We start from the raw sequence: 13,442 nt of genomic DNA, 5'->3' as shown, positions 1-13,442 counted from the left end.
CGACCTGAAGGGACTATTCCTCCAGAACACGATGACTCAACGGCGTTCTCATCGTTTCTCAAGCACCGTTATTGGGAGGACGGAGATGGTTGGAAGAGTTGGCTTAACAACTTACGGTTGATTCTTCTTCCTTGGGTCAGTTTCAACTTACTCAAGCCTTGGCTAGAGATTTTTCCCATTCCTCAATTAACAGAAGGATTTGATGGTTTGATTGCTTGGATGAACCAGTTCCCAGGGATAGCGGTTCCAATCCAAGAGAATCCTCCTTGAAATTCCTCTAGCTAGAGTCATTAAAGAGCGATAATCCGAATACTCCTGATGTTGATGAAACAGGGCAATATGTGTTTGAGAATCTTGCTCCAGGCACCTACACTGTGCGTGAAGTGGTGCCTACTGGATTTAGGCAGACGTTTCCTAATAATGGAGTAGTCGGAAATAATCTGGTACTCAATGGTGGTTTTGAAGATGGACCTGACCCAGGTAATTCGTTTATAAATGTTGAGAGCGGTGCAACTACTATTCCTAATTGGACCGTTACAGATGGTCAGGTTGATCTAGTTGGTGCGCCATTTTACCAGCCTGCTGATGGTTCAATTAGTCTGGACTTAAATGGTTTTATTACGGGTGAGGTTCAACAAACTATTGATACGACTGTTGGGGAACGTTATCTACTTACCTTTGATTTGGCGGCTAACCCTAGAGGTACACCAGCTGTCAAAATGGGTCAGGTCGAGGTAGCTGGTGTCACGGCTGATTTAAGTTATGACATTTCTGGGCAGTCAGCAGGTTCCTTAGACTACGTGCCGACATCATTAGAGTTTATAGCGACCGATGCTCAAACTGTTTTGAAATTCAAAAGTTTGATTCCTGGAACCGCTGGCCTCAGTATTGACAATGTATCTGTTGTTGAAATTGATCCAAGTTCAGGCTTCCACACTGTTGAGATTGGTCAAGATGGTAATGTTGTTGAGAATATCAACTTTGGTAATACTCAGCTAGAAATTGGGCCTACTGAACTTGGCATAAACCTATTGGTGAATCCTGATGCAGAAAGTTCATCTGGGTCAGGCAATTTTAATCAAGTGCTTACACCATTTGGTTGGGAAACATCTGGTAGTGCCTTTACGGCTGTTCAATACAGTGCGGCAGTACCTGGGCAGGATTTAGATACTGCTGACGGAACTGTAGTGAATGGAGATACCAATTATTTTGCTGGTGGTCCTAGCAATCCATTGTCAACTGCTACTCAGGTAATTGAGTTTGATGGAATTGAAGAACAAATTGACGACGGTCTTCTGACTGCTAATCTCAGTGGATTTTTTGGTGGATGGGTTCGCCAAGAGGACAATATGGTTGTAGAAGCTACATTCTATGATGAGAACCAAACCATTTTAGAATCCTTTGAAATTGGTTCGATTTCAGCCGCAGATCGTGGAGGAGAAAGTAAGCTTCTGTTTCAAGAGGATAGTTTGCTAGTACCAGTCGGTGCTAGAAGCGCAGAAGTTGAGATGGTAGCTACCCGTCAACAAGGTTCATACAATGATGGGTATGCCGATAATTTGTCCTTTGTACTCTCTCTGAATGATGGTGTTCAACCAGTTAATAGGGTCGAAGGTACAGATGGCCGTGACACGTTGACTGGTACCACGGGCAACGACATTATTATCGGCAAAGGCGGGAGTGATAGATTGACTGGTAACGCAGGTGCTGATCAATTTGTCTTCCAATCGATAGATGATCGCATTGATCGCATCAATGACTTTGAAGTCGGGTCTGACAAAATTGTTCTGGGCGATTTGTTTGATAGCCTTGGTGTCAGTATCGATAGCTATGACCAGGCCATCGATCAGGGATACTTAGGAATTACTTCCTTTGGCCAAGACAATAGCCGTATCCGAATCGATACGAATGGTATAGACGGTAATGGCGGTGCTAGAACCCTCGCTATTGCCTACGATGTCACACCAACTGAGTTAGGTACCGCTGACAATTTTGTGATTTAACGCGTCGAGTTGGCAAACGACTCTGGGGTTCTTTCGTTTGCCAACTCGACGGATTGTTTTATCGGGGTAAGGATATATACGTTAAATTGTCTGTGCATTTATGTTTGTATCCTCACCCCTGAAGCACCCTAGAAAAGATAAAAAACAGATTCCTTGGTCGTTTAAGGTAAAAACGTCATGTATAAAATTCAGGAATTATTGGTGATTAATAATTGAAGCCCACAGTCGTTGACAGGAAGTTTTAACGATTGTGGTTGATGCCCCCTTAATCTCCGAAGATCATGATACCTTTTTTGCCTATATTCGTATTTGCTGGCCTCTTCCTGGCGTTTTCTGGAAAAACTTTGTTTGGTGCTAGCAGTGAGCCTGACAATGAGCAAGCTGATGAAGCGGAGGATGAGGATAAGGTTGTTGCGATTGAATTGACGGAAGCTGAATTGGCGGATGAGATCGCAATCTACTTCAAATCTAAAAGTAATAATTGACGCGTGCTTAGTGGCTAAGGATGTTAGTGTAAGTTAGAGAAGCGCGTATTATTTTGTTTACACCTTGCGAGACAAATGAGGAGTGACAGAAGATGTGCTCAAAAAACTTCGTTTTATCTAGGGCCCTTTTGAACCCAGCCTTCAAGAACTTTTATCATTTCTCGTGACTAGATTCTAGGTAGTATAAATGTAGTGATAATTTTGGACTACCCAGAGCCCATTGACCCATCGTAAACCTTGAAAAATATACTAGAAATGTCAGAATATCTAGATGCGTAAGCATACTGTTGTTTCAGAGCACACTATCTTTCCTTCATAATCAATTTCATGGTTTTGAATGCATTACTGTCAGATTTTGATGGAATTTTCACACTGGTGTGGCAGGTGCTATCGCAAGAGCTATCGATATAAAACCCCGCATCCTCCACAGATCGTCAGTCTAACTTAATCTATTGCTATGACAACTTCGCATAAGCCAGATAAGGGGATATTGTTAACTTCTCAGCCAGTATGTCTTCATCGCAAATAGCGATGAAGACACCCGTTCCACATTCATCTAAATCTACTATTCTCTGGCTTCAAACACTTTTTTGGCAGAAGCTCTAAGCTCATTCTTTTTGTTTTGCTCAGTGAACACTGAAAACAATGCTTGCTCGTGCCATAACCTTTCTTTAATATCTTCTAGTACAAATATTAAAGTATAGTCTTCATCACCTTCAGGTCTTTTCTTAAAGGCAATGTCAACACTGTGCTGGCTGTCTTTTTCGAGTTTATCTATCTCAGATTCAAATGTTAATGAAGATACTCCATAGCCTTCAACCTTACCATTGTTAGGACTATCTTCGGATGGATCTTCGACGAGGTCTAAAATTACTTTGGGGACAGAAGAGTACTCTTCTTCATTCCGATGAAGCAAAAGAATTGCTTGGGAGTTCATGTAATTTGATAGACGACTACTGTTTTCAGCTCTAACTGTTGTTGAAATTTTAAGAGGCAACTCAAGATCTTCTATTATTTTCTGCTCCTCTTCGATTGCAGATATTAGCTTGTCATACTTTGGCTTAGATTCATCTGAAGCTTTTTCTTGCAAAGATTTAAGCTGCTCTATGTTGTCAGAAAAGCTATTTTGCAAAATTTCAAGATAGTTTTGAGGTTCAGAATTTGCCTCAGGATATTCAACAAATACCTTGTTAGCATTCAAAAAAAGTCCATAGGCGTCTCTTATTATATTGTTCACATAGTTTCCAGTAAGTTCTGCATATTCACTTTCTAAGTTTGATAATATTACTATCGTTTTTTCTCGTAGAATTTGTTTCCTGTCTTCTGGTAAATAACCTACCAAGTCAATTTGACTAATCTCAATCTCGATGCTGGGTCTTTCCTCTATCCATTTGTTAACTGCAAAGAAGACCCCTACTAAGCTGCCAATGGCAGCTAAACTACCAACAAATGTTCCTATTTTTTTTAACGGTATATCTTGGAACCAATTCTTAGAGGATTTATGTACATTTTTGGATGCCTGAGAATTTTCGACTGTGTTTGGCTGAGTAGACATGGCTTTTCCCTCTTGAATCGGATGATTTAAGAATAAAGACACCCCCTAGACGATTTATTGACTTTTTTGTCATCTCAGATTGTAGATTTCGGTAAGATTATTGTCGTTAAAAATTAATGCAGGCATGACTTTATTCCTTTATTGGAGATCATCATTCAGGCGCATTAGTTGAGCGAAGTGACCTGATTGATTGTGGTATGTGGGGTATTGATGCCTAAGGTAGATTGAAGTCTATTGAAATGAAGGTGTAGTACAGCATATTCTGATGATTGGACATTATCTATGATTTGCTGTGCTGTTCAGACACCATACGCTTGTTGGGGCGGTTGCCCTGCTTTCTATACTTACTTCGCCTGCTGTGGCTCAAATTATGCCTGATGATACGTTGGGTAATGAAGGCTCGCTTCTAACGGAGGATACAGAAGTGCGCGGTGGTCTGGCAGGTTTAGTAGAGGGTGGTGCGACGCGGGGCGTTAACTTATTCCACAGTTTCTTAGAATTTAATGTGGATGAGGGACAGCGGGTTTATTTTGCAAATCCGGTGGGGATTGAGTCTATTTTGAGCCGGGTGACGGGGGAGAATCCGTCGAATATTTTTGGGTTGCTGGGGGTGGATGGTGGCGCGGACCTGTTTTTGTTGAACCCGAATGGGATTGTATTTGGTGAGGGGGCGAACTTTGATATTGAGGGGTCGTTTTATGGAACGACGGGGGATGCGATTGGGCTAGGGGAGGATGGAGTATTTAGTGCGGTGGAGCCTGGGAGCAGCCGTTTGCTGCGGGTGAACCCAAGTGTTTTGTTGGGGAATTATTTAACGGCGGACTCTGGGGATATTGAGAGTCGTGGTCAGCTGGTGGTGCTGGGTGATCTGGTACTGGCGGGGAATGGGTTGGATTTGCAGGGGCAGGTGGCGGCGGGTGGTGATTTGACGCTACTGGGGTTGGAGGAGGTGCGGATACGGGACACGGTTGAGGTTCCGTTTGTGGGGTTTGCGGGTGGTGATTTGCTAGTGCAGGGGAACCAGCGAGTCGATATTGTGGCGTTGAATCATCACGATAGTGGGTTGTTTTCGTATGGAGAGATGGTCTTGCGCTCAGCGGAGAGAGTTGGGGGAGATGCCCATTATCTGAGCGGTGGTAGTTTTCGCGTTGAGCAATTGGATGGGACTGGAGGAGAGTTATTTAGCCCTGTTGATCCAATTATTCGAGCTTTTGGCGATGTAGATATTGAACAATACTCCGGTAGCTCGCTACATATTTTAGCAGGCGGGTCTGTCAATATTGGTTCAGCTATTATTACTTCTCCTGAGTCGGATATGCTCGGTGTTGACTTTCTACAAGAAAATGTTGAATTGTCTGATGGAACGATGCTTGAGATTGATGGCGCGGCTCAGCCTACGTTAGATATTAGAGCAGGTGTAAAGCCAGAAGTGATTGGCTCATTTCCAGGAACTTTTGGTGTAGATCCAATAAACGATTTTATATCTACAATTAATCTGACAGATACCCCTTCAAGGGCAGATATTCAGATAAGCTTTGTTGGAACTACTGCTGAAAGTCGTGACAGCTTAGTCCTTTTGACAAATCAGTATGAGCCTAATACAGACCTGTTGGGAGGCGATATTCAAATTACCCGCGAAGGCTTACCAGCCCCTTTGCAGACCCTCCCATCTGGGTTTATCAATCTTGCCAATATAGATGTCGATACAGTAACTGGAGAATTGGAGGGGCAAGGAGGCAGGCTTTTTGTAGATTCTCGCGATAATATTGCTGTATTAAATAGTTTTATCTCTACGCAAAGCTCTGGTGATGTCGGTGATGTTGTGATGCTTGCCGATGGCAGAGTAACGCTTGATGGGCTGGATAATACTAATTCTGTGGGAATCTTTACTAATCTTGTGTCCGAGGGACAAGGGACTGGCGGAAATATTCAGATTCGTGCAGAGAACTTAGAGATTCTGGATGGTTTCCAGCTAGCAAGCTATGTAGACGGTAATGGCCAGGGGGGAGATATTGTCATCGATATCGATGAGACAATAGTGATTGAGGATGGAACATTTTTCTCGACTGATATATCTGACAATCCTCCGATTATCACCGATGGTATGATTTTTATTCCTAGCCAGATTGCGACTGGAATAGGCGTTAATGGTAATGGTGAGAGCGGTAATATTCAAATCACAGCAGAACGATTAGAAGTAGCTGAGGGGGCGCGAATCACCAGCAATGCTTTAGGAAATGGTCAAGCTGGTAATATCGTTTTAGATGTTCGTGAGGCTGTTTTATTGAAGGGCAGTGATTCTGCTCAACAGTTTCTTGGTGGTATCAGTAGTGATGTTTTGAACACTGATGGAAATGCTCAAGGTGGCAACATTTACATTACTGCAGGTAGCTTAGAATCATCAAATGGTGCAGATATTAGCACAACAACATTTGGTATCGGTGATGCTGGCGATATAGAGCTGCGGATTCGTGAAACTGCACGCTTTGAGGGGGCAAATCCTGTGCTTGGAACACCTAGCGGCATTGCTAGCGATGTACAATCTGATGCTGAAGGGCAGGCAGGCGACATCTATATTATTGCTAGAAATGTAGAGGTACTTAATGGGGCGGAGTTAAATGCATCTACCTTTGGAAAAGGTGATGCTGGCAATATCATTTTGGAAATTGAAGAGACAGTTCGTTTTGATGGTGTAAACCCTGTTGACCCCAGCAGAGTTAGTTTAGCCGTCAGTAGTGTTCAAATTGGAGGTATGGGGCAGGGAGGGAATGTACAAATCTCAGCAACTAATCTAGAAGTCCTGAACAGTGCCCAGTTATCCACATCTGTTTTTGGAATAGGAGATGCAGGAGATATTATTTTAGACACTCAAGACATGGTCAGGATTGATGGGGCTGATCCAGCTAATGGTGTCGGTAGCCTTATCGTTAGTGGTGTTGCGTTCGATGGTCAAGGCAATGGAGGTGATATTCGGCTTGCTGCTGCTGATCTAGAAATTCTCAATGGAGGCCAGCTGCTGGCTAGTACGCGTGGTCTGGGTGATGCTGGTAACGTCATTTTAGACATTCGCAACATTGTTCGCTTCGAAGGCATTAATGCTTTCAATACCAATGCAACTAGCGCAGCCTTTAGCAGTGTTGAAGAAACTGGAGAGGGGCAGGGGGGAGATATTCGAATTACAGCTGACGGCTTGGAAGTTTTAAGTGGTGCGCAAATTATCTCAGCAACCTCTGGTTTGGGTGACGCGGGCTCAATCAATATCAATACGCGTGAATCTGTTCGTTTTGAGGGCGTAGATCCAAGAGACAATGCTCCTAGTGGTGCTTTTAGTAATACTGATAACAGTGGTGAGGGAGGTAATATCCAGATTACAACTGGGATTTTGAGAATCCTTGATGGAGCACAGTTTAGCAGCACCACCAACGGCAGTGATGATGCAGGGAATATCATTATTGCGGCAGATGAGTTGAATGTTGTTCGGGCAGGAGGCTTGTTGACTACAACTAATGGTAGTGGCAGTGCAGGGGATATTATTTTAGACATTAATAGAACGGCCCAGTTTGCAGGCGTTTCACCTGTTGATGGTACCTCTAGCGGGCTTTCTAGCAATGTGGGTGAAACTGGTACCGGTAAGGGTGGAGATATCATAGTTACAGCTGGTAACTTACAACTGCTGGACGGTACAAAGTTTAATGCTGGCACCTTTGGGTTAGGTGATTCTGGAAATGTGATCGTAACGGTTCGGGAAACAGCTCAGCTTGAAGGAAGCGATCCGAGGGATGATACTCCTAGTGGAATTTTTAGTACTATTGAAGTTGGTGCAGAAGGACAAGGGGGAGATATACAAGTAACTGCTCAAAATTTAGAAGTTTTGAATGGTGCACAGCTCAGTTCTGGCGTTGCTGGTACAGGTAATGGCGGAGATATTGTATTGACTATTGTTGAAAGTGCTCGTTTTAATGGAGAAGATGATACTGGAGCTTTAACTACCATTCAAGAAAGTGGTATTGGCCAGGGAGGAGATGTGCGCTTGAGTGCTGCAAATCTTTTTATTGAGAATGGTGCAGTGATAGCTGCAGGTAGTCTAGGTCAGGGAGATTCTGGTAATGTTGTGATTGAGGTACGTGACCTTATTCAAGCGCGTGATGGTGACATTTCTACTAGAGCTGAGTTGAATGCCGGAGGGCAACTCCAAATCAGTGCAGGCAATATTGTTCTCTTGGGTGATAGCGATATTAGAAGCTTTGTGAACTCTGGTATGGATAATGGCGGTAATATCACCATCATCGCTAATGCCTTGGTTGCCCTTGATGATAGTGACATTCTTGCATTTGCTGCCGATGGTCGTGGTGGTGACATAGATTTGAGCCAAACAGTTCTTTTTAGTCAAAATCTTAGCCCTACAGAAGAAGGTCTAAGTCGTGAGGAATTACTTGTTCTCGATGGTAATGGTCAGGTTGATATCAATGCGACTGGCGGTATCGCATCTGGTGAAATCATTATTAATGATGCCAGCTTTGTAGAAAACAGTCTTAATGAACTGTCTGATGAATTTGTTGATACAGCAACGCTGACTGCTGGAAGCTGTATTGCTCGTGCAGATGATGAAAATACTGGTAGTTTTGTGGTTACCGGTGGTGAAGGGTTACCACAGCGACCAGGAACGGTTCCTCTTGCTTCTTATTCAACAGACGATATACAGTCGCCTATGGGATCAACTGTAACATCGAATATTCAAGAGGCTCATGGGGTGTATCAACTGGCGGATGGACGGTTAGTGTTGAGTCATAGATGTGGTGGTTAGTCAGCTATGGAGAGAGGCTACTGTTAATGATTTGATGGGTTTCTGGGACCAAGGTTTAAGGTTGATTGAAGTTTCTTGAAATGAAGGTGTAGCACGGCATATTCTGATAATCGAACGTTATCTGTGATTTGCTGTGCTATTCAGACCCTATACGCTCGCGGGGGTAGCTGCCCTACTTTCTGTGCTTACTTTGCCTGCGGTGGCGCAGATTGTGCCGGATAGTACGTTGGGTAATGAGGGTTCGCTCCTGATAGAGGATGTGGAGGTGCGCGGTGACCTGGCGGACCTGGTAGAGGGTGGTGCGACGCGGGGCGGTAATTTATTCCACAGTTTTTTTGAATTTAACGTAGATGAGGGACAGCGGGTTTATTTTGCAAATCCGGTGGGGATTGAGTCGATTTTGGGTCGGGTGACGGGGGAGAATCCGTCGAATATTTTTGGATTGCTAGGGGTGGATGGTGGCGCGGATCTATTTTTATTGAATCCGAATGGGATTGTGTTTGGTGAGACGGCGTCTTTTGATATTGAGGGGGCGTTTTATGGAACGACGGGGGATGCGGTTGATTTGGGTGAGGATGGGATATTTAGTGCGGTAGAGCCTGGGAGCAGTCGGTTGCTGCGGGTGAATCCGAGTGTTTTGTTGGAGAATTATTTGACGGCGGACTCTGGGGATATTGAGAGTCGTGGTCAGCTGGCGGTTCTGGGGGATCTGGTGCTGGCGGGGAATGGGTTGGACTTACAGGGGCAGGTGGCGGCGGGTGGTGATTTAACGCTGCTGGGGTTAGATGAGGTGCGGATACGGGATACGTCAGAGACTCCGTTTGTTGGGTTTGCGGGTGGTGATTTGCTGGTGCAGGGGAATCAGCAGGTGGATATTGTGGCGTTGAGCCATCCGGATAGTGGGTTGTTTTCGTACGGGGATATGGTGCTGAGGTCAGAGTCTCCGGTGGGTGGAGATGCGCATTATTGGAGTGGGGGTGGGTTTCGGGTGGAGACTTTGGATGGGGACGCTGGGGATTTGGAGAGTCCAGTTGATCCGATTATTCGTTCGCTAGGCAATGTCGTCATAGGAGACTACATCGGAAATTCGCTGCACATTATTGCAGGAGGTGGCGTATTTATTCCAGGAACTATTCGCATTGCAGGTGCTGATGATGCTCAAACGTCTATTCAAGAGGTTGTGACGCTTTCTAACGGTGAAACACTGTCAATAGATGGTAATACTTTTGCAACGTTAGACATCAGAGCAGGCGTTTCAGCAGAAAAGATTGGTCTGCCGATTGGTTTAACTGGAACTGGCATTTTTCCAAACGGTGGCGTGATAGACGATACTCCTATCGATGCAGATATCCGTGTTGGCAATATCATCTTAGACGAACCAGAAGGATTAGTCTTTCTGACTAATCAGTACTTTCCAAACGAGGCGTTGACACCTTCAAATATATTGATATTTGGTCAAGGCAATCCTAGAGATGATGCGACCTTTCCTGTACTGGGCATTGACGCGAGAGGCTTTGGTGGTGTAGGTGGTCAAGTTGTTGTTGATGCGAGAGAAAACTTTTTACTAGATGACGGTGCCAGGATTGATACCAGTTCAGTTTTGTTAAACGCTGGTGATATCGATTTGATTGCTCAGAAGGAGATTTTTCTGGATATAGGTGCCGGTATCGGTGCAATATCAGATGTATTGGAAGGTGGAGATATTTCTCTTTCTGCAAGTAACGTCGATCTTAGTGGTGCAAATACTGTTATTTCATCTGGAAACGATGGGAATATTTCTCTTGAAGTAGATCGCTTAAATATAGGACCTCTATCTTCTGTAATCAGTCGAGCCAATGGCGCAGAAGATGGTGGAGATGTGAATGTTCTTGCAGAGACTTCTATAGAGATATTTGGCGGTAATTTAGGGACGTTTGACTCTCCAAATTCTTCTGGAGACAGTGGTAATGTGACGATTCAAACTGGAACACTTACCTTTCGAGGGGCTTTTCTTGAGGTGATTCCTGGAGAACCAATGGGGTTTGGGAACATCTCTAGTGATATTGGTGGAACAGGTAGTGCAGGTAACATACTAATAGGAGCTGACCAAGTTCATATTCTTGATGGTGCACAGATAAGAGCTGATCTACTTGGAACAAATAATAGTCCAAATTCTCAAGGTGGAGATATTACGCTAGTTGTCAGTGGTCTGCTAGAGGTAGCAGGCTTTCTATCAGATAATGACATTAGTAAGATCTCTACAAATGTACGCCCAGGAACAAGAGGAAACGGCGGCAATCTAACGATAGAAGCTGGTAGAGTTCTAGTCCGTGATGGCGCTCAGATACAGGCTGGAGCCTTTGGTCAAGGACAAGGTGGAAGTATATTTATAAGTTCTGACGAGGCTGTTGATGTATTAGATTACAGCGAGGATGACAGAGTATCGGGGATCTTTGCTGGTCCGGAGGGGGATTCTGCAACTGGTAATGGTGGGGATATATCAGTATTTTCCGACATCATTAGTATTTTAGGATCAGAAGCATTCATATCTAATGAGGTTGATGGCGGTGCATCAGGCAATGCAGGCAATGTTGATATCAATAGTCGAATTCTGACGATTAAAGATGGTGGAAGAATAGTGAATGGAACAGAGGGAGATGGGAGAGGAGGGACATTGGTTGTAAATAGTAGTGATTTAGTAGAGGTCGTTGGCACAGGCGGTGAAAGTACTCCAAGTAGTTTATCTACAGCAACATTTGGATATGCTGATGGAGGAGATCTTATAATTAATACAGAAGATCTGTATGTGCTAGGTGGTGCGCAGGTTGTATCTTCTAGTGCTGGACTACAGACCGGACGTGGTGGCAACTTGAATGTTAACGCAAGTGGAACTGTAGAAGTCTCAGGAGTTTCTGCAGATGGCAACTTTATAAGTGCCTTATCAGCGGGCTCGGGTTTTTTGGAAGATGTAATATTTCGTGGAAGTGTTGCCGATGGTGGAAATCTTTCTATTAGTGCTGAAAATTTGATTATTAGCGATTCAGCTTCGGTTTCGACGGAGGCTTTTGGAAGAGGTCTTAACCCAGACTTTCCAGGACAAGCAGGAGATGCAGGAAACTTAATTGTCAATGTTTCTGAGAGGCTTGATGTACGCAATGGTTCAGGTTTAGAAGCTAGTACATATGGGCCTGGAGATGCTGGCAATTTGACCATTAGTGCAAGAACTCTGGTTGTTCAAAATGATTCTGAAATTAGTGCCACCACTAATGGTGAACGCCAAGCTGAATTTTCGCTAGGAGACAGTGGTAATCTGAATATTACTGTTACAGGTTTAACTGAGCTGATAGGAGAAGGAGGAATTGGTGCTTCATCTATCTTCGGAGGAAATGCTGCCGATATAGAGCTAAAAACTGGAACATTGATCATTCGAGATGGCGCTAGCATTAGTGCTATATCAGCGTTTGGAGGTGGTAATGCAGGCAATATAAAAATTAATGCTAGTGATTCTCTTGTTGTCACTGGAGGAAGGTTTGTTAGAGGTAGTGAGCTTAATGAGATCGCAGGAGAAGACTTTTTTCGAGCTAGTGAAGAGAGTTTTGTCTCTAGTAGCATCAATGTTTTATCTGATGCATTGCCTGGAAGCTTGATTATTGAGACAGCACAGTTGCAAGTTTTAGATGGTGCTAGTATTAATGCAGATACTGCCGGTCCTAATAAAGGGGGAGACATAAGCATTACAGCACCTTCAGTAGATGTGGTTGGCACTGCTGTAGATGGTACTCCTAGTGAAATTGTTTCCCAAACAATCAGAAGTGGTGACGCAGGAAATATTTTTATCGAATCTTCTGTTATGACAATCAGAGATGGTGGTCAAGTTCTGACTTCAGCTCTAGATACGCCCAATACAGAACCTGCTGAAGGGGACGCTGGTCAAATAACTTTAAGGGTTCCAATTTCGCTGCGACTCCAAAACGGTACAATCGGGACTAATGCTGAGTCTAGTAATGGTGGTCAGCTTCAGATTGATGCAGGAATAATTGTCCTACTTGATGATAGTGATATTCAAACTTTTGTGAACTCTGGTGAAAATAGCGGTGGTGACATCACAATCAGAGCCAATGCTTTAGTCGCTCTTGACGATAGTGATATCATTGCATTCTCAGCTGATGGTAAGGGTGGAAATATCGATCTAAGTCAAACAGCTGTTTTTAGTCAAAATCTTGAGCCTACTATAGAAAATTTAAGCCGTGAGGAGTTATTAGCGCTTGATGGCAATGGTCAAGTCGATATCAATGCGACTGGTGGTATTGAGTCTGGTGAGATTTTCATCAATGATGCTAGTTTTATTGAGAACAGTCTCAATGAACTATCTGGTGAGTTTGTCGATACAGCAAAGCTAACGGCTGGAAGCTGTATTGTTAATGCTGATAATGACAATACTGGCAGCTTTGTTGTTACCGGCGGTGAAGGATTACCGCAGCAGCCAGGAACGGCTCCACTCGCTGTTTATCTGACAGACGATATCCAATCACCTACGTCATCAACGGCAACATCAGATATTCAAGAGGCTCATGGGGTGTATCAGTTGGCGGATGGACGGTTGGTTTTGAGTCATG

At 43.9% G+C, this 13,442-nt stretch carries 5 protein-coding genes and 1 pseudogene; 5 read left to right on the top strand and 1 reads right to left on the bottom strand.

The annotated features are described in order from the left end of the window. The 3 genes and pseudogenes from DXZ20_RS37925 to DXZ20_RS31585 form a co-directional block, all read left to right on the top strand. Positions 1-270, top strand: a pseudogene (locus DXZ20_RS37925) (hypothetical protein); the annotation flags it as partial. 71 nt (positions 271-341) lie between these two features. Further along, positions 342-2,003 carry a choice-of-anchor C family protein gene (locus DXZ20_RS31590; protein WP_163702806.1) on the top strand — a complete coding sequence of 554 codons (1,662 nt, stop codon included), beginning with the start codon at positions 342-344 and terminating at the stop codon, positions 2,001-2,003. A 281-nt stretch (positions 2,004-2,284) separates the two neighbouring features. Next, positions 2,285-2,488 (top strand): hypothetical protein, encoded by a 204-nt coding sequence (locus DXZ20_RS31585; protein WP_250565992.1) that lies wholly within the window; start codon positions 2,285-2,287, stop codon positions 2,486-2,488. Positions 2,489-3,053: 565 nt separating this feature from the next. Here DXZ20_RS31585 and DXZ20_RS31580 read toward each other — a convergent pair. Beyond that, complete coding sequence (locus DXZ20_RS31580; protein WP_163702804.1) at positions 3,054-4,043, bottom strand: hypothetical protein; 990 nt, start codon at positions 4,041-4,043, stop codon at positions 3,054-3,056. 370 nt (positions 4,044-4,413) lie between these two features. Here DXZ20_RS31580 and DXZ20_RS31575 point away from each other — a divergent pair, with 370 nt between their 5' ends. Beyond that, entirely contained in the window at positions 4,414-8,847 is a 4,434-nt protein-coding gene (locus tag DXZ20_RS31575) for a two-partner secretion domain-containing protein (protein ID WP_163702803.1), read from the top strand. A gap of 181 nt (positions 8,848-9,028) precedes the next feature. Next, on the top strand, positions 9,029-13,442 hold a 4,414-nt coding region (locus tag DXZ20_RS31570), incomplete at its 3' end, for a two-partner secretion domain-containing protein (RefSeq protein ID WP_348918741.1).

Origin of the sequence: Adonisia turfae CCMR0081 (assembly GCF_011009555.1) — a bacterium.
In the GTDB taxonomy this organism is placed as follows: Bacteria; Cyanobacteriota; Cyanobacteriia; order Phormidesmidales; family Phormidesmidaceae; genus Leptothoe; species Leptothoe turfae.
Note: the sequence above shows the minus strand (reverse complement) of the source record. Positions and strands in the feature narration are given on the sequence as shown.